This is a genomic window from Pseudomonas sp. GNP012 (assembly GCF_054343835.1).
Genome location: NZ_JBTGUU010000001.1, coordinates 5,077,113 through 5,095,277 on the forward strand (window position 1 = coordinate 5,077,113; position 18,165 = coordinate 5,095,277).

General features: G+C 63.4%; 15 protein-coding genes. 1 reads left to right on the forward strand and 14 read right to left on the reverse strand.

Features of this window, described 5'->3' with window-relative positions:
- Position 1: 1 nt before the first annotated feature.
- The 14 genes from madL to pilG all read right to left on the reverse strand — a co-directional run bounded on the left by madL (position 2) and on the right by pilG (position 16,819).
- On the reverse strand, positions 2 to 418 hold the full coding sequence (gene madL, locus ACXX83_RS22970) for a malonate transporter subunit MadL (RefSeq protein WP_217836605.1): 417 nt from the start codon (positions 416 to 418) through the stop codon (positions 2 to 4).
- 57 nt (positions 419 to 475) lie between these two features.
- Entirely contained in the window at positions 476 to 1,387 is a 912-nt protein-coding gene (mdcH, locus tag ACXX83_RS22975) for a malonate decarboxylase subunit epsilon (RefSeq protein WP_458549686.1), read from the reverse strand.
- Complete coding sequence (locus ACXX83_RS22980; RefSeq protein WP_458549687.1) at positions 1,384 to 2,004, reverse strand: malonate decarboxylase holo-ACP synthase; 621 nt, start codon at positions 2,002 to 2,004, stop codon at positions 1,384 to 1,386. The genes mdcH and ACXX83_RS22980 overlap by 4 nt, the downstream gene beginning before the upstream one ends.
- Entirely contained in the window at positions 1,998 to 2,801 is an 804-nt protein-coding gene (gene mdcE, locus ACXX83_RS22985; protein WP_217836608.1) for a biotin-independent malonate decarboxylase subunit gamma, read from the reverse strand. The genes ACXX83_RS22980 and mdcE overlap by 7 nt, the downstream gene beginning before the upstream one ends.
- Positions 2,798 to 3,649, reverse strand: a complete 852-nt coding sequence (locus ACXX83_RS22990) for a biotin-independent malonate decarboxylase subunit beta (RefSeq protein WP_458549688.1) — start codon at positions 3,647 to 3,649, stop codon at positions 2,798 to 2,800. The genes mdcE and ACXX83_RS22990 overlap by 4 nt, the downstream gene beginning before the upstream one ends.
- Positions 3,642 to 3,941 (reverse strand): malonate decarboxylase subunit delta, encoded by a 300-nt coding sequence (locus tag ACXX83_RS22995; RefSeq protein ID WP_008001147.1) that lies wholly within the window; start codon positions 3,939 to 3,941, stop codon positions 3,642 to 3,644. The genes ACXX83_RS22990 and ACXX83_RS22995 overlap by 8 nt, the downstream gene beginning before the upstream one ends.
- Positions 3,941 to 4,831: a triphosphoribosyl-dephospho-CoA synthase gene (locus ACXX83_RS23000; protein ID WP_458549689.1), complete on the reverse strand. Its 891-nt coding sequence runs from the start codon at positions 4,829 to 4,831 to the stop codon at positions 3,941 to 3,943. Before ACXX83_RS23000 ends, ACXX83_RS22995 begins: the two co-directional genes overlap by 1 nt.
- Positions 4,831 to 6,501 carry a malonate decarboxylase subunit alpha gene (gene mdcA, locus ACXX83_RS23005; RefSeq protein WP_458549690.1) on the reverse strand — a complete coding sequence of 557 codons (1,671 nt, stop codon included), beginning with the start codon at positions 6,499 to 6,501 and terminating at the stop codon, positions 4,831 to 4,833. The genes ACXX83_RS23000 and mdcA overlap by 1 nt, the downstream gene beginning before the upstream one ends.
- Positions 6,502 to 6,722: 221 nt before the next feature.
- Positions 6,723 to 7,184: a chemotaxis protein CheW gene (locus ACXX83_RS23010; protein WP_104450128.1), complete on the reverse strand. Its 462-nt coding sequence runs from the start codon at positions 7,182 to 7,184 to the stop codon at positions 6,723 to 6,725.
- Entirely contained in the window at positions 7,177 to 13,191 is a 6,015-nt protein-coding gene (locus ACXX83_RS23015; RefSeq protein WP_458549691.1) for an Hpt domain-containing protein, read from the reverse strand. Before ACXX83_RS23015 ends, ACXX83_RS23010 begins: the two co-directional genes overlap by 8 nt.
- A gap of 37 nt (positions 13,192 to 13,228) precedes the next feature.
- Positions 13,229 to 15,289 (reverse strand): methyl-accepting chemotaxis protein, encoded by a 2,061-nt coding sequence (locus tag ACXX83_RS23020; RefSeq protein ID WP_458549692.1) that lies wholly within the window; start codon positions 15,287 to 15,289, stop codon positions 13,229 to 13,231.
- Between the two features lie 152 nt (positions 15,290 to 15,441).
- A complete protein-coding gene (locus ACXX83_RS23025) occupies positions 15,442 to 15,981 on the reverse strand; it encodes a chemotaxis protein CheW (RefSeq protein WP_458549693.1) in 540 nt (179 codons plus the stop codon).
- 10 nt (positions 15,982 to 15,991) lie between these two features.
- A complete protein-coding gene (gene pilH / locus ACXX83_RS23030) occupies positions 15,992 to 16,357 on the reverse strand; it encodes a twitching motility response regulator PilH (RefSeq protein WP_007975417.1) in 366 nt (121 codons plus the stop codon).
- A 57-nt stretch (positions 16,358 to 16,414) separates the two neighbouring features.
- Positions 16,415 to 16,819, reverse strand: a complete 405-nt coding sequence (gene pilG, locus ACXX83_RS23035) for a twitching motility response regulator PilG (RefSeq protein WP_015097198.1) — start codon at positions 16,817 to 16,819, stop codon at positions 16,415 to 16,417.
- A gap of 345 nt (positions 16,820 to 17,164) precedes the next feature.
- Here pilG and gshB point away from each other — a divergent pair, with 345 nt between their 5' ends.
- Positions 17,165 to 18,118: a glutathione synthase gene (gshB, locus tag ACXX83_RS23040; RefSeq protein ID WP_218481170.1), complete on the forward strand. Its 954-nt coding sequence runs from the start codon at positions 17,165 to 17,167 to the stop codon at positions 18,116 to 18,118.
- Positions 18,119 to 18,165: the final 47 nt, after the last annotated feature.

Consider the following 18,165-nt stretch of genomic DNA (forward strand, 5'->3'; position numbering starts at 1 on the left):
ATCAGCGACCTCCTGCCGGTGCGCCAACCGGCGTTACATCCGCCGCTTCATCGGGCAAGGGTTCGCCTTTGTGGGTCCGGCTGATCAGGGCAATGGTGCAACCGCAAACCACCACCGAACCGATCGCCGCCAACACCGCTACCGGACCACCGTGCAACGCCGTGACCACATTTTGTTGCGCCGCCATCGCCACCACCACCGGGATGTACATCGCGCCCCAGAAGCCGACGCCCATCTCGCACTCCCGGGTCATGCCGCCACGCCTGTGCATCCACAACCGTGCGCAAATCAGCAGGATCATCGCGATGCCGACGCCGCCGACGTTTGATTTCACACCCAGCAACACCCCGAGCATGTCACCCATAATCACCCCTGCCAGCGTACAGATCGCCAACAGCGCCACACCGTAAATAATCATTGTTGTAGTCCTCAAAGTGCATTTCGAATGTTGTTTTTGTTGTTCGAAGCCTGAGTTTCAGGAGTGGCGGCTTCCCTCCTCACGCATCAGCGCCTGCAGGGTATCGAGCCGCGCACCGTCGAAGGCAATCACGGTGCCCTGCTCGAACACCCGGCGCGCCAGCCCGGTCAGCACCGCACCGGGCGGCAGTTCGATCTGTAGACGTACGCCGCGCTCGTAGGCGCTTTGTACCGTGCCGCGCCAATCGACGATGCGGCACATGTTGAAAGCCAGGTCGTCACGCAAGGCTTCAGGCTTGATCAGCGGACGCGCACGGCTGCCGCTCAGGTAGCCCATCTTCGGGGTTTGCAGCGGCACCCTGGCGAAGGCTTCGGCCAACCGTTGCGCGGGTGCTTCAAGCAATGGGCAGTGGGATGGCACGCTCACTGCCAGACGCTTGACCAGGCCAGCTCCGCAACCTTTCGCCAACTCCGCCACTGCTTTCATCGCCGCATCGCTGCCGGCAATCACCACCTGGTTATCGGCGTTGATATTGGCCAGATAAACCGGCATTTCTACGCTGTGCACCAGAGCCAGTAATCCTTCCACTTTGGCCAGGTCCAGACCGATGATCGCGGTCATGCCGTAGCCCTGTGGATAAGCCTGCTGCATCAGCTCACCGCGCAGGCTGACCAGGTGCAGTGCATCGCTGAAACCCAAGGCGCCCGCCACCACTGCCGCCGGATAAGCACCGATCGACAAGCCGGCCACATAGTCCGGAGCCATGGCCAACTGGCGTGAAGCGGCGACGCCAGCGATCAGCAGGCAAAGCTGAACCGCCCGCGTCGACCGCAATGCTTCGGCAGAATCCAGCTGCGTCACGTCTTCACCGAGCCAATCGCTCGCCTCGTTCAACGTTTCCCCAGGCAAGCGCGCCAGAATGCCGGGTTGCTGCGCACCCTGGCCGGGGAACACCAGCAAGCTGCTCACGCTGCCTGCTCCTGTGGATGCCACGGGTCAGTGACCAGACTGGCCTGAGTGGCACTCTTAAACAGGACCCGCGACGCAGTGCCGGCCCACTCGCGCAAGGCAACGGCGCCCAAGGGTGTCTGCAACTGCAGGTCCACGCGGCACACGGCCGTGTCGAGAATGGCCACCAGCGCCTGCGCGTCGGCACGACTCAACGGCCGCGGCGTTCGCAGGATCAGGTCGAGGTCGCTGCCCTCGTGCAACGCGGCAAACCCGCTGGCCAATTCGAACCCGGCACTGCCGCTGACACCCCAGACCCAGCCACTCTCATCGAGGTGCGAGCGTAGTTGCGCCAAGGCACGCAGCGCCGGGAAATCACGCAGGCCTTGAACATGGCAGAGTTCTTCCGGCCGCACCCGCCGCGTGATGGCGGCGACTTCCATCACTGCGGCAAATCGCTGCTCGCGCAACGGCCCGCGCATGCCCACCGCCACCTGCCCCGCCGCGCTCAAGGCGCGACGGACCACCACCGGCTGGCCGGCACTGATCGAGTCGATCACCCACGTCGGGGCATCCGCAGGCAACTGCCACGAGGTCATGCCCCACAGCAGGTCATGAGCCAGAAGCGCACTCACCACTGCGCCCTCAGCAATTGGCGAACCTTGCTCGACGCCGCACGATTGGCCGCACCGAGACGACCACTGAGATCTGCACCCTTCTGGGCGATATCACCCATCGCCTGACCCAAGCACTCGGTCACCCGCGCCAGATCCGCCGCAGTCGGCTGCTCGATCTGTTCCACCGACAAGGTTTCCCACAGCAGCCCGAGGCTGGCATAGCTGTCGATGTCATAGGCCATCGGCGGCACACTGGCCGCCAGAGCTTCGAGTTCTTCGACGCTGCGCAAGGTCACCCGCGCCGCCGACGCCTTGCCCATGGCATGCACCATCACCCCCGGATCGCGCAGGGCGATCAAGCGATTGGCCTGATAGCCGTGGGCCAGGAACGCCCCGGACATCGCCTTGCCCACCAGCAAACCGATCACCGCATGGCCGGCCAGACGAGCGCGGGCGTAACTGCCCGCCGCTGCGGCCAACGCCTGATGAATGCCGAGCGCTTCTTCGCGGCGACCATAAGCCTGGCTCGGCACGTCAACAATGGCGATCAGGGCGCGCTTGCGTGCCTTGTTTTGATCGGCGGCGATGACTTCATCCACCGCCTTGGCCAGGCCCCAGCCTTCGAGCAACCCCACTTCGCCATTGCGTGCACGGACGAAGCGGTTTTCCGGGTCGGCCACCACCGCGATGAAACGCACAGGCTGATCGCCCAGCGAACCGTCCGCGACCTTCAGCGAAGCCGGCAAACCCTCGACCGCTTGCGCCCCGGCACTCAAGGCGTTGAACCAGTTCAAACCACGCAGGGAATACGAGCTCATGGGCGTTCTCCTTGGTACAGATCGCGAACCACGGACGGCTCGATTTGCGGTTCGGCGTCCAGACGCGCCAGGCGTTGCAGGAACAATTCGGCCTGGCGACTGCGTGATTGCGCCGGCAATCCTTGGTGGAGCAACTCACCCACCTGCTGGCGAATCTGCGCCACGTCGTCGGCAACATAGCGATCCACCAGACCACTGGCGAAGCGCTGCTCGCCACCGCTCAAGCTCCAGATGAAGGGCCGGTCGCGGGAGTCGTATTCCTCGAGTCCCGCTTCCTGCTCGATCACCTGCGGGCCGTTCAGGCCCAGTCGCGCTTCCTGGGTCACCAACAGGTAGCTGCACAACCCGGCAGCAATCGACATGCCGCCAAAGCAACCGACGCTGCCCGCCACGACTCCGACTACGGGTTGGTACTGCTGCAAATCGACAATCGCCGCGTGGATGTCGGCAATCGCCGCCAGGCCAAGGTTGGCTTCCTGCAAACGCACGCCGCCGGTTTCCAGCAGCAGCACGGCGCGGGTCGGGATGCCGTTGCGGTTGTCTTCGGCGGCCAGTTCCAGCGCACCGGCGATTTTTGCTCCACCGACTTCACCGAGGCTGCCACCCTGGAACGCGCCTTCGATGGCGGCGATCACCACCGGCAAACCATCGAGGTTGCCCTTGGCGATCACCACACCGTCGTCGGCTTGCGGCACCACGCCCTGGCGCGACAGCCACGGCGACATGATCCGTTGAAAGGGGTCGAGCAGTTCGCGGAAGGTACCGGCATCGAGCAGGGCCTTGGCCCGTTGCCGCGCACCGAGTTCGACGAAGCTGTGTTTGTTCAGCAGGGATGCGCTGTCAGTCATGGCCGATCTCCTCGAAACCCTGTTCCAGACGCAGGCGCACCACGCCGGGTGTCGCGCCGAAATCGTGGATGTCGATGGCCATCGCCGGCGGCGTCTGGCCGTCGAACATCCGTGCAAACAGATGCTGCCAGCGTTGTTCGCTGCCATTGACCGAGGTCTGCACGTTGATCGTCAGCTTGCCGGCCTGACCCGGTTCGATCAGCACTTCCAGATCACCCGAACCGACACAGCCCACCAGGGTGCGGCCGCGTGGCGGCTGCCCGGCGGGGAATTCAAAGGATAAGGTTTCCATCAAAAAGCTTCACTTCGTGAATGGCAGAGGAAAAGGCTGTCGCCCGACTCGATACGGTCGATGAACAGGCAGGCTGCGAGCAGGTCCGCAGCGCCGCCGGGCGAGGCATTCAACGCGATGAGTTGTTGGTCCAGCTCATGCAGGCGGCGACGTCCGGCGAGGCTGGCGCTACCCCCGGCATCGAGCACGGCCTGGGCGCCGAGTTGCATGGTGTGCAGACCTTGTTCTCCAGCGCGGTACAGCACGCAGGTGTCGGCCAGATTCGTCATGATCGCCAGCAGCGCATCGAGCCGGGCGTTCTGTTCGCCATGGCCGGCGGCGCGGCTGCATTTGAGTTGCGGCAACGCGCGTTGCAACACCGCCGGGAAACCCAGTTGCGCTTCTTCACGGGCTCCGCGAGCGCCGTAGCGTTGAGCGACTTGAGCACCGTGGCTGAGGGGACGAGGCGCGTAACGATCGTCGAGCAACGCCAGACGCGCCGCACGAATCGATACGCTGCTTGCAGCCGTGGATTCAGGGTCCAGCGCAGCGGCAGTGACCAACAGGCCCAAGGCCCAGATCGCCCCGCGATGAGTATTCACGCCGCCCGTGGTGTCGAGCATCGCTTGCTCGCCTTCGCGACCGATGCGGCCCACGGCTTCGCGCAGGGGCAAGCCGATCTCACCGAACGCTATCGCGGCATCGGCCATCGCCTTGAAGGCCGGCCACAGGGACAGCGCCGAAGCGTGCATCAGCCCCAGGTGCAAATCGGTGTGGGCGCCATTGCCGCGACGGTCGACCAGTGCCGGTTTCGGCGACAGGTCAGCCTCGTCGATCAGCGCGTCCACCGCCAGGTCCGCCAGCCGCTCGGCCTGGCTCAGGGTTTTGGGTTGCAGGTTGAATGCGTGCATTACCAGCTCCTGAACTTGGCGGGCGGGTTGTAGAGGCCACCGGACCACTCCACCAGATCGGCCACACTTTTTGCCGCGAGCAGTTCGCGGGTGGCGTCGGTGCGGCGGATGCCGAGGTCTTCGGGCAAGGCAATCAAGCCTTCGCGGCGCATGCGCGCGGTGTCTTTGGGATTGTGGCGCAGGCCGATGGCGGTCACCCCGGCGACGGCGGCGATCATCGCCTGGCGTTCTTCCAGTGAACGCGCCTTGTATAGGTAGGCGATGCCTTCTTCGGTCAACAAATGGGTGACGTCGTCGCCGTAGACCATGATCGGCGCCAGCGGCATGCCGCTTTTCTTCGCTACATCAACGGCATCAAGGGTTTCGACGAAGGTCGGTTTTCCGCCCTCCTGGAAGGTCTCGACCATCTGCACCACGAGTTTCCTGCCGCGCTCGAGCATCGGCTCGGCCACGTCGGTGTTGCGCATGTCGAGCCAGGCCGGGGTACCGTGGCGACGACCGCGCGGGTCGTGGCCCATGTTCGGCGCGCCGCCGAATCCGGCCAGGCGCCCGCGAGTCACGGTGGAGGAATGGCCCTCGCCATCCACCTGCAATGTCGCGCCGATGAACAGGTCCACCGCGTATTGACCGGCCAGTTGGCTGAACATCCGGTTGGAACGCAGGGAACCGTCCCGCCCGGTAAAGAACACATCCGGCCGCGCCGCAATGTAGTTCTCCATCCCCAGTTCGGTGCCGAAGCAATGCACGCTTTCGACCCAGCCGCTTTCAATCGCCGGAATCAGGGTCGGGTGCGGGTTGAGCGTCCAGTTGCGGCAGATCTTGCCTTTGAGGCCGAGGGATTCGCCGTAGGTCGGCAGGATCAGCTCGATGGCCGCGGTGTTGAAACCGATGCCGTGGTTGAGCGACTGCACGTTGTGTTTTTCGTAGATGCCGCGGATCGCCATCATCGCCATCAACACGTGAACCGGCTTGATGTGCCGGGGGTCGCGGGTGAACAGCGGTTCGATGTAGAACGGCTTGTCGGCCACCACCACGAAGTCGACCCAGGACGCCGGAATGTCCACCCGCGGCAGGTCGCTGACATCGTCCACCAACTGATTGACCTGGACGATGACGATGCCGTCGCTGAAGGCCGCCGGTTCGATCAGCGCCGGGGTGTCTTCGGTGCTCGGCCCCGTGTAAATGTTGCCGGCGCGGTCGGCCATGAAACCGGCCGAGAGCACGACGTTGGGAATCAGGTCCACCACCAGCCGTGCGTAGAGCTCGATGTAGGTGTGGATCGCGCCGATTTCCAGCAGGCCGTCTTCGAGCAGCTGGCTGATGCGCAGGCTTTGGGTGCCGGCGAAAGAGAAGTCGAGCTTGCGCGCGATACCACGCTCGAACAGGTCCAGGTGCTCGGAGCGTCCGACGCTGGGCATGATCATATGCAGGTCATGCAACTTCGCGGGGTCGGCCTTGGCCAGGGAACGTGAAAGGAAATCCGCCTGCTTCTGGTTGTTGCCTTCGAGCACCACGCGGTCGCCCGGCAGGATCAACGCCTCCAGCGCCGCGACGATGTTATCGGTGGGCAACACCACACCGTCGGCAAGACCTCGCACCAGCTCGAGACGCCGCTGCTTTTCGCTGCGCCGCCGCGTCCATCGCGAGTCGGGGGATATTGTTGTTGTCATGACCACTCCACGGGTTCGCTGTCGTGGGGGTCACATTAGGAGTGTTGAGTGGGGGCATCAATCAAGCAGAGTGGCGGAACGTTACGCTCAGGGTAATGGTTGTCTGGGCTGACGCCTTCGCGAGCAAGCCCGCTCCCACAGTGGATCCGTGGCGAACACAAATCCAGTGTGGGAGCGGGCTTGCCCGCGAAGGGGCCGGTCAGATCACCACTGAATCGGGATCAGTTGATTAACCCGGCATCCACCAACAACGCCTCCAGCGCCAACAGATCCGGCACCTTGGCCACCTGCTCCCCCACCTGCACCGCCGCCTGCTCCAGCGCACACAACGGCACATCCACGTAACTCAACTGGCTGTCGAGCTTGCACGAGCGCGGAATCCCTTGCACCAGCAGCGCGATGAACTTCAGCTCCGGTCGCCCGCCGAGAGCGTTGAGAATGACGATCCGCGCACGCTCACCGATGACGATTTTCTGCCCGCAAGCCGACTCGAAACTCAGCAGCGGTATCTGCCGTTCGCGCCATGTCACCAGGCCCAGGTACCACGGCGGTGTGTCGAGATCGAAGGTCCCCGGTTGCTGGTAGTCGATCAGCTCGGCCACGGCGACGTTGGGCAGGATCAGGTTGCGGTCGGCCAACGGCAGCAGCAGGCCGGTGAGGTTGCTGGTGCGGTGTTCAAGCATGGGTCTTGCTCCAAAAGGCGATGCTTTCGAGCAGCACCGATTCCTGGTACGGCTTGCCCAGGTAGTCGTTGACGCCAATGGCCATGGCGCGGTCGCGGTGTTTCTGCCCGGTGCGGGAGGTGATCATGATGATCGGCAGGTGCTGCAGGCGTTCGTCGTTGCGCACCTGGGTCGCGACCTCGAAGCCGTCCATGCGCGGCATCTCGATGTCCAGCAGCATCAGGTCGGGCATGTGCTCTTCCAGCAGCAGCATGGCATCGACCCCGTCCTTGGCGGTCAGCACGTTCATGCCGTGGCGTTCGAGCAAGCGGCTGGTGACCTTGCGTACGGTGACCGAGTCGTCGACCACCATCACCAGCAACGGCCGATGCGGTTCGACCTCGACCTCCTGCCCCGCGGGACGCTGGGGTACGCGGGCCTGCATGGCGCGGATCGGCGCCAGCAGATCCAGAATCAGCACCACCCGGCCATCGCCAAGAATCGTCGCCCCGGAGACCCCTTGCACCGCCGCGAACTGCGGCCCCAGGCTCTTGACCACGATCTCGCGAGTGCCGGCCATGGCGTCCACCAGCACCGCGATGTGCCGTTCGTTGCACTGCACCAGCAGCACCGGCAATGGCAGGCTCTGGCCCAACAGTTTCGGGCGCGGGATGGTTTTCAGCAGCTCACCCAGATAGCACAGTTCGTAACGTTGCCCGGCGTATTCATAGGTGGGCGAATCGAAACGGAAATAGCCTTCAAGCTCATTGGGCAGGACGCGAACGATGCCGTCGATGGTATTGAGCGGGATCGCGTATTGGTCCTCACCGCACTGCACCATCAGCGCCCGGTTGACCGATACGGTGAACGGCAGGCGAATGCGGAAATGCACGCCCTGCCCCGGCACCGAGTCGATGCTCATGGTGCCGCCCAGTTGCCGCACCTCTTCATGCACCACGTCCATGCCGACGCCGCGACCGGAGATCTGGGTGATTTTCTCGGCCGTGGAAAACCCCGGTTGCAGGATGAACTGCAACACGTCGTGATCACTGATGACGCTGTCCGGGGCGAGCATGCCGCGCTTGATCGCCTTGCGCCGCACCGCGTCCAGCGGCACACCGGCGCCGTCGTCGCGGATGTCGAAAATGATGTCGCCGCCTTCACGCAGCAGATCGAGGGTGATCTTGCCCTTGGCCGGCTTCCCCGCCGCCAGCCGCGCTTCGACGGACTCCAGGCCGTGGTCGACGGCGTTGCGCAGCATGTGTTCCAGCGGCGCGGCCATGCGTTCAAGCACGTTGCGATCCATCTCGCCTTCGGCGTTGTCGACGATGAAATCCACGTCCTTGCCCAGCTCGCTGGCCACCTGGCGGACGATGCGCTGTAACCGCGGGAGCATGCGTTCGAACGGCACCATGCGCGTGCGCATCAGCCCTTCTTGCAACTCGGTGTTGATGCGGCCCTGCTGTTGCAGGAGGTTTTCCGCTTCCTGATTGCGTCGCTCGAGGGTTTCCTTGAGGTCGAGCAAGTCAGAGGCCGATTCAAACAGCGCGCGGGACAGTTGCTGCAATTGCGAGTGACGGTCCATTTCCAGCGGGTCGAACTCTTCATAGCCCAGGCGTTCGGCGTCGACTTGCTGGCGGCTGAGGATCCGCCCCTGGGTTTCGGTATCGAGGCGGCGCAACTGGTCGCGCATGCGCTCGATGGTGGTTTCCATCTCGCTCAGGGCGATGTGCGCATCGTTGACCTGCTGTTCGATCCGGCCACGGAAGATCGATGTTTCACCGGCCAGGTTGACCAGATCGTCGAGCAACTCCGCCGAGACCTTGACCATGTCGGCGCCGGCATCGGACGACGGCGCCAGTGGCTCGGCCTTGGGCGTGGCCGGCGACGCAACCGCCGTGGGCGCTTCGGGCACTGCCGGGTGGCTGAAGTTCTTGATCGCATCGATCAAGCGATCGGCGGGCGGCATCGGCTCACCGGCCCGGGCCGCGTCGAGCATCTGCGCCAGGCGGTCATGGCTGCGTTGCAACAGCGCGAACAACGGCGCCGTCGGCTGCAACACGCCGGTGGACAGGCCCTCGTAGAGGAACTCCAGTTCATGGGCCAGGTCGCCAATCGCGGCGATTTCCACCATGCGCGCGCCGCCCTTGAGGGTGTGCAGGTCGCGCAGCAGGGTTTCCACTTCCTGACGGCTCGAAGGCTGGGCCTGCCAGCGCTCAAGCGCCGCACCGGAGCTTTCGATGATGTCGAAACCTTCCTCGAGGAAGATCTCCAGCAACTCCGGATCATGGGCGGCCGAGTCATTAGTGGCTGCCAGTTCGCTGACCTCGGCGGCGCCCGAATGGCCCTGCCGGTAGGCGCGAATGGCCTCGATCAGCTCAGCGCAATCGCCCAAGGGCTGGTTGTGCCGTAACTGGTCAAGGTACTGCGCCAAGCGGTCATGGCTCTGCTGCAACAGCACCGCCAATGAGTCGCTGTAGGCGTAGCGACGATCCACCAGACCTTCGTAAAGGCTTTCCAGTTCATGGGCCAGATCGCCGACCGGCCCGACCTCGGCCATGCGCGCGCCGCCTTTGAGGGTGTGCAAGTCCCGTTGCAGGGACGACAGCGGCGCGGCGTTGTCCGAGTCGCGCAACCAGCGCTGCAGGGCCTGACCGGCGCTTTCGAGGATATCCACCGCTTCTTCAAGGAAGATCGCAACGATTTCATCGTCCAGTTCGCGCCCCGCTCCTGTAGGAGCGAGCTCGCTCGCGATGGTCTCACCGGCGCCGCGTTTATCCAATGGTAACGCGTCATCGTTAACGTCCATCGCGAGCGGGCTCGCTCCTACAGGGGGTAGCGTGCGCTCTAGATCGGCGGTGGCAGCACCCAGCTCGCGGATGCTCAGGGTGCGGCTGCCATCACTGCGAATCAGGCCCATAGCCGACGGGTCGAGGCTCTCGTCGAGCAACTCGCGCAACGCCCTGATCCGTTGCGGCTGCGGGCTGACTTCCTGACCGGCGGCCAGTTCGTCGAGCATGTTGATCAGCGCTTCGTGGGCACCCTGAGCCTCATGGAAAAACCGCTCGCTGACCGCCAGGCTGCTTTCTTCCACGGCACCGTAGAGGTCGAGCAACGCCTCGCACAGCTCATCCACCGGGTGCAGCTCGGCCAGGTGGGCGCCTTCGCCGAGGGTGGTCAATTCATCCAGCAGCGCGCTGAGTTCCTGGCGTTCGCCGGGGTGTTGCTGCCAACGTTGTAGCAGGCTCTCGGCGTCCAGCAGGATGTCCATGCCCTGGGAGAGGAAGTTGTTGATCAGTTGCGGATCGCGCTTGATCCGCAGCCCGGTGTTAGGTGTGCTCAGGAGGTTTTCCAGGCGCTCGGCCAGCAGCGCTTTGGCTCGCTCAATCAAATGCAGGGCGCCGGGAATTTCCGCCAGCGGATCGCGCTTGAGCTGGCGCAGACCGAGGCGGAAAAGCCCTTCTGCTTCCAACAGCAATTCCACTTCATCCAGGTCCAGCGCGATCAGGTGCGCCTTGTACTCCCGGGCCAGTTGATCCAGTGGCGCGGCCAGCTCGGCAATCGGCAAGACACCGGCCATATAGGCACTGCCCTTGAGGGTGTGCAAGGCGCGCTGCAATTCGTCGCTGGCCTGCAACGGCACGTGCTCGGCGGCCTGATCAAGGAAACGATTGAGGCTGCCCAGGTGGGTTTGCGCTTCTTTGCGGAAGATCTCCAGCAACAGCGGGTCGAGGGCCGCGACATCCTGCGTATCCTCATCGGACTCCGGTTCGTCGCCCTTGGCCAGGGCATGGGCGCGGGCGGCCAACTGGTCGACGTCGTTGCGCTGGCGCTGGGCATTGGCGGCGTATTCAGCCACCAGCTCCGGCAGCAGTTGCAGCACATCGCCGATCAGTTGCTGCACCGTAGCGCCCGGCTCCACGCTGTTTTCCAGTACGCGGTTGAGCAGGTTTTCCACGGCCCAGGCCAGCTCGCCCAGCACCAGGGCGCGCACCATGCGGCCACTGCCCTTGAGGGTATGAAAGGCGCGGCGCAGTTCGCTCAGGGCCGAGCGGTTGTCAGGGTTGACCGACCAGCGCGGCAAATACTCGCGCAGGATTTCCAGGACTTCGTCGGTCTCTTCAAGGAACACCTCGCGCAGTTCCTCGTCCACCGGTTCTTCGCCCGGGGGTGGCGGCAACAGGCTGCCCGGGGTGTCCAGGGCGGGCGGGTTCAGGCTCGAAACCGGGCTGGCGAGCACATCGGCCAGGGTCTGGACGATCTGCGGGTCATCCAGCTCCTGCATCATCTGCATGACCTGCGCTTCGCTCGGGTTGAGCACATCATCCAGCACGGGCACAAGCTGCTCACTGGGGAAAAACCCGAGGCTCGCCAGGCTTTTTTCCGCGACATCGAGCAGGTTTTCACCCTGCGCCTGCGGGTCATCGCCGAGGCGCTCGAGGTAATACTCGATGCTGGTGATCACGTCGGCCAGGCTGTCCAGTTCCTGCCAGCCCGGCTGACCCGGCTCGAGCAACAGGTGCTCGCGAATGAAGTGATTGCAGGTGTCGACCAGGCTCGCCGCCCGGCTCAACGGAATCATCGCCAGCGCGCCGCGCACCTGGGTCAGCAAGGCCGGCAGTGCCTGCAAATGCTGGCGGTCCCAATCGGCGTCGATGTAGTCGACGATCATGTCCTTGGCCTGCTGCAAACAAATGCGGGCCTCCTTGATCACGATCTGATGGATCTGCGTCAGGTCGGTGGTCGGCAGGCGATTGTCATCCTGGCTCTCCGGCTCCACGGTGCCGACCATGCCGGCCAGCGTCGCTTCGACGTACAGCAAGGCCCCGGCTACGTCCATGAGGATTGCATCGTTGGGTTCGCGCTGGCCCTGGGCGAGGCTGAGCACCACCGCCAATTGATCGATGATCACCTTGCGCGGCTGGCCGAAGCCCAGGACCGCCAGGGTATCGGCGATTTGCCGTAGCGGCGCCAGCAGGCTGTCGAGGTCAGCGGTGTGCTGGCGGTCACTGCGCACGAACAGATCCAGGCGTTCCTTGACCCGCACCAGCTCTTCGCACAGCGCTGCCAGCACCGAGCGCATGGCATCACGGTCGGGACCGGCCAGCCGCGCGCGTTCTTCATCGACCATCGCGCTGTCGGGCAGCGCGTCGTCCAGTGAGTAGCGTTCTTTCATGGTCAGCATCTGCCCGGTGGGATGTTCGGCCTTGGCTATGTAGAACAGCAAACTCTTGAGCAGCTCCGGTGGCGCCGGTTGATTGATGCCGCGCATGCCTTCTTCGAGCAGGCGCTTGAGCTCCTTGTCGGCGTCCTTGAACAGGCTGCGCAAGGCCGGGCTGTTGGCGATCGCACCGCCCTGCATGCCTTCGACCAGCGCCGAGGCCACCTGCCATAGCGGGCTCAAGGGGGCATTGGCGCACAGTGCTTCGAGGCGGACGAATACCTTGGCCAGGTAATCGAGGTTGGTTTCGTTGTCCTGCTCACGCAGGAACCCGACCAACGCCATTTGCAGCATCTGCCGCAGCTTGCGCAGCACATTGGGCAATTCGGCCGGCTCAAGCTGCGCCAGCGATTCTGCGTCCAGCGCAGGCAACTCGGGCAATTGCGGGCTGAACAGGCTGGTTTCCGACAGCAAGCTTTCGCCACGGGCGCTGCGCAGGTCGTTGATCAGGGGCAACACCACCAGTGGCAAGTCGCGGCGCGCACCTTGCACCCGGTCCAGGTAGATCGGCAACTGCCCGAGGGCCTGCATCAACAGGTGCAACGCCTCGTCGCGATGACTGACACGGTTGCCCTGCAAGGCCATGGCCAGTTGTTCCATCTCTTCGGCGAGCAATGCCGCACCGTAGAATTCGACCATCTGCAAACTGCCGTGGACCTGATGGATGCACGCAAGGCATTCATCCAGCGCATGCGTCGCCTGCGGGTCATCGAGCAGGTTTTCAATCGCGTGATGAGCCTGTTTCAGCGTTTCGGCAATCTCGCCCTTGACCCACTCGAGGGCCACATAGTCGTGCCGATCACCCATAACCACTCCAATCACAATTCAGATACCCATGGGCGGTTCAAGCTTTGTCCACAACCTGCGCCTTGGCATCCGGCAAGGTGAAACCGGACACCGAACGACGCAACTGACTGGCCATTTTAGCCAGGTTGCCGATGCTGTCGGCCGTGGCGGTGGAACCCGACGACGTCTGCGAGGTGATCTGCTGGATCACGTTCATCGTCAGGGAAATCTGGCCGGCCGACGACGTCTGCTGTTGTGCGGCATTGGAGATGCTCTGGATCAGCGCCGCGAGCGTCTTCGACACACCCTCGATTTCTTCCAGGGCCACACCGGCATCCTGCGCCAGACGGGCGCCGCGCACCACTTCGGTCGTCGTCTGCTCCATGGAGATGACCGCCTCGTTGGTGTCGGTCTGGATCGCCCGCACCAGAGTCTCGATCTGCCGGGTGGCGGCAGAAGAGCGCTCGGCCAGCCGCTGCACTTCATCGGCCACCACGGCGAAACCGCGACCGGCGTCGCCAGCCATGGACGCCTGGATGGCCGCGTTGAGGGCGAGGATGTTGGTCTGGTCGGCAATGTCATCGATCAGGCTGACAATGTCGCCGATTTCCTGGGACGACTCGCCAAGGCGCTTGATACGCTTGGCCGTGTCCTGAATCTGCTCGCGAATGTTGTCCATGCCGTGGATGGTGTTGTGCACCACCTCGTTGCCCTTGTTGGCAATTTCCACCGAGCGCTCGGCAACCGCCGAAGATTCAGCGGCATTGGCCGACACCTGGTCGATGGACTCGGCCATGTCGTTGATCGCCATCGAGGCCTCGGAAATCTGCTGGGCCTGATGTTCCGATGCCTGGGCCAGGTGCATGGCGGTGGCCTGGGTTTCCTGCACGGCGGCGGCGACCTGGCCGGCGGTGAGGTTGATGGTCGCGACCAGATCGCGCAACTGGTCGACGGAGTAATTGATCGAGTCGGCGATGGTGCCGGTAAAGTCTTCCGTCACCGAGGCCGTCACCGTGAGGTCGCCGTCGGCAAGGTCTTCGATCTCGTCGAGCAAACGCATGATCGCGTTCTGGTTACGCTCGTTTTTCTCGGCGGTTTCGCGCAGCTGGCGATTGGTTTCGCGCACCATCACCAGGCCGATCAGGATGATCGAAGTCAGCGCCAGCAAGCCCAGCACATAACCGCCTATGGTGTCGGTGGTGCGCCCGCCGACCATGTTTTCAAAACCGCTGGCCAGGTGTGAAGCCTCGTCGAGCAGGGTTTGCGAGAGACTGAAAATGTTCGAGGCCGATTCACGGACCTTGAACAGCTCAGGCGAGGTTTCGAGGATCTCGTCCACCGAGCCCGAGACGAACTCGAACAGCTCGGCAATTTCCGCCAGTCGCGCACGGGCGTCGCGGTCTTCGACCTGGCTGACCTTGAGCGCCGGGTCGCCCTGGAGCATGCCGTTGAGCACCTTGCCGAACTGCGTCGCGTCACGCCCGAACGCATCGGCGGCCTGCTGTGAGTTTTCGTCGCCGGCCAATACCGTATTGACCGCACCGAGGATCCGCTCGGCCAGCAGCGATTGGCGCTGGGCCATGGCCACCTGGGCCGCCGGGGCGCCCCGTTGCAGGAGGATCTCGACGACTTTTTCGTACTCGACCTGCAACTGCGGCACGGTTTCAGCCAGCGTCGCGGCGACCTGATGCAGGGACAGTACGGTTTGCTCGCTGGAGAGAATCGCGTCGGTGTTCTTCAGCAGGCGTTCCCAGTCCTGTTGCACCGCGCGCATCTCTGGACGCACGGTGGCGGGGGCCGGTGGCAGGCTGGTGGCCGGGTCGCCCTTCTTCAGATAGCCCCAGCGCCGGGCAAAGTCATTGCGCGCATCGCTGAGCAATTTGAACGCGGCAGCCTTGCCGGCGGCCGCTTCGGTGGCGTTCTTGGCGATGCGCTGGGACAACACGCGCAGTTCGCCGGCGTGGCCGATGTACTGTTTGTCGTAGGTCGCCTGGGTGTTGAGGTACGCGAAGTTGGCGAACAGCAGCATGATGAAGACGATCAGCGCGACGAACAGCACGATGATCTGCGACCGGCTGCGCGACCCTTCCATTGGCTTGCCTGCTTTTGTTTTTGTCATCGGTCCTCGCCTGTTAACCCACTTTTGCGCTTGCCAGGAAACCTGTGGGAGTGAGCTTGCTCGCGATTGCGTTGTGTCAGTCGACATCAATGTTGGCTGCAAGTCCGTCATCGCGAGCAAGCTCGCTCCCACAAGGTTCCCTGGTTTTCCGGTTAAATCGCGACGCTCATGAACCCCTGAGACCGCGTCAACGCAAACGGGCTGAACACCTGCCAGCACTGCCCGCGCTGAAACCGGCCTTGGACGAATGCCCCCACCGGCCCCTTCAGCTCGTCTGCCGGCACTGGCTCCAGGCTGTCCCGGGCAAAGTGCTGGAGGCCGACGACTTCATCGACCAGCAACCCGGCAAACACCTCATCGTGGTCCACCACCAACACCCGGCGCTGGCGGCGCACTGCCGAAAGCTCGTGCCCGAAGAACCCACTCAGATCCATGACCGGCAGCAATCGCCCGCGCAGGTTGGCGACACCCTTGACCCAGGATTTGACCCCCGGCAGCTGAGTGAGTCGCGGCTCATGCAAGACTTCGCTGACCTCACTCATGGGCGCGACGTACCAGTGCTCGCCCAGGCGAAAACCGATGCCGCTCCAGCTGTCCCGACGGGTCGGCTGGGACGGCAAGTCCGCCGCCAGCAAACGACAGCGCTGGTCGATCTGCAGCAGCAGTTCGAAAGCCGTCAGCGACTCGTTCATGGCCTGACGATCAACCGGCCAGCACGTTGTTCAGGGTCTTGATCAGGGTCTCTTCATCGACCGGCTTGGTCAGGTAGTCCTTGGCGCCCTGGCGCGTGCCCCAGACCTTGTCGGTGTCCTGGTCCTTGGTGGTGATGATGATCACCGGGATGTGTCCGGTTTCCGGGTCCTTGGTCAACTGGCGTGTTGCCTGGAAACCATTGAGGCCGGGCATGACGATGTCCATCAGGACAGCGTCGGGCTTTTCCTGGCGGGCCAGGGCCACGCCGTCGGCGCCGTTTTCGGCTTTCAACACTTCATGGCCATGCTTTTCCAGCATGCCGGTCAGTTTGTACATTTCGGTCGGCGAATCATCGACGATCAGAATACGTGCCATGGTCTTCCCCATTCTTGTCGACGCAGGGCCCGATGGCCGAGCGTCACTGTGCGTGTCCTACTGCGGCAAAACGGCGGCGAAACCAGGCACATGGGCCTGGATCGCATCCAGCAACTCTTCCTTGCTGAAAGGCTTGGTCAAAAACTGGTCGGAGCCGACGATGCGCCCCTTGGCCTTGTCGAACAGGCCATCCTTGGATGACAGCATAATCACCGGGGTGGACTTGAACGCACTGTTGTTCTTGATCAGGGCGCAGGTCTGATAGCCATCCAGGCGCGGCATCATGATGTCGACAAAGATGATGCCGGGGTGGTTGTCGGCAATCTTGGCCAGGGCATCGAAGCCGTCGATGGCCGTGATGACCTCACAACCCACGTTCTTGAGCAGCGTTTCGGCGGTGCGACGGATCGTCTTCGAATCGTCGATCACCATGACCTTCAAGGCGCTGGGGGGCTGTTCCATAAGATGCTCTGCGTCGCCTTTACGAATCAAATTGTCCGTTTGCGGGTAATTGGCGGCTCGAAACCCTTGATACTCAAGGGCCAGCACGACATGGCAGCCTTTTTAGCACAGTCTCCAGAACCAATCTATCGGCCGACCGGGGCGATGGTTTTTCCTTGACCGCAAACACACTCAGCGCCACTCTGACGCCACTTTTATACGGGTCATTTGTAGGAGCGAGCTCGCTCGCGATGATCGTCAACGATGACGCGCAAAGCCTGACACCCCGTGGGCTCCTAAGGTTTATCGCGAGCGAGCTCGCTCCTACAGAGATCAACATAGCCCCCCATTTTCGAGGAAAACCCAATGAGCGTTCGCGTCGGGATTGTCATGGACCCTATCGCCAGCATTTCCTATAAAAAGGATAGCTCGCTGGCCATGCTGCTGGCCGCGCAGAAGCGTGGCTGGGAGCTGTTCTATATGGAACAGCGCGACCTGTATCAGGGCGAAGGTGAGGCCCGGGCGCGGATGCGGCCGCTGCAGGTGTTCGCCAACCCGGAAAAATGGTTCGAACTGGGCGCCGAAAGCGATGCGCTGCTTAGCGATCTGGATGTGATCCTGATGCGCAAGGATCCGCCGTTCGACATGGAGTTCGTCTACTCCACCTACTTGCTGGAACAGGCCGAGCGCGCCGGTGTGCTGGTGGTCAACAAGCCGCAGAGCCTGCGCGACTGCAACGAAAAGCTGTTCGCCACGTTGTTCCCGCAGTGCACGCCGCCGACCGTGGTCAGCCGCCGCGCCGACGTGTTGCGTGAGTTCGCCGCCAAACACGGCGATGTGATCCTCAAGCCGCTGGACGGCATGGGCGGCACGTCGATCTTCCGTCACCGCGCGGGCGACCCGAACCTGTCGGTGATCCTCGAAACCCTCACGGCCCTCGGCGCCCAGCAGATCATGGGCCAGGCCTACCTGCCGGCCATCAAGGACGGCGACAAGCGCATCCTGATGATCGACGGCGAGCCTGTGGATTATTGCCTGGCACGGATTCCGGCCCAGGGTGAAACCCGTGGCAACCTCGCCGCCGGCGGCCGTGGCGAAGCCCGTCCGCTGACCGACAAGGACCGCTGGATCGCCGCACAAGTCGGCCCGACCCTGCGTGAAAAAGGCCTGTTGTTCGTTGGCCTGGACGTGATCGGCGAGCACCTGACCGAGATCAACGTCACCAGCCCGACTTGCATCCGCGAAATCGACAATGCCTTTGGCACCGATATCGGCGGCCTGCTGATGGATGCCATCGATCAGAAGCTCAAGGCACGTTGATTAGCCAAACCAACATTGCGTTATCATGCGCGGCCTGTGAAAACGCG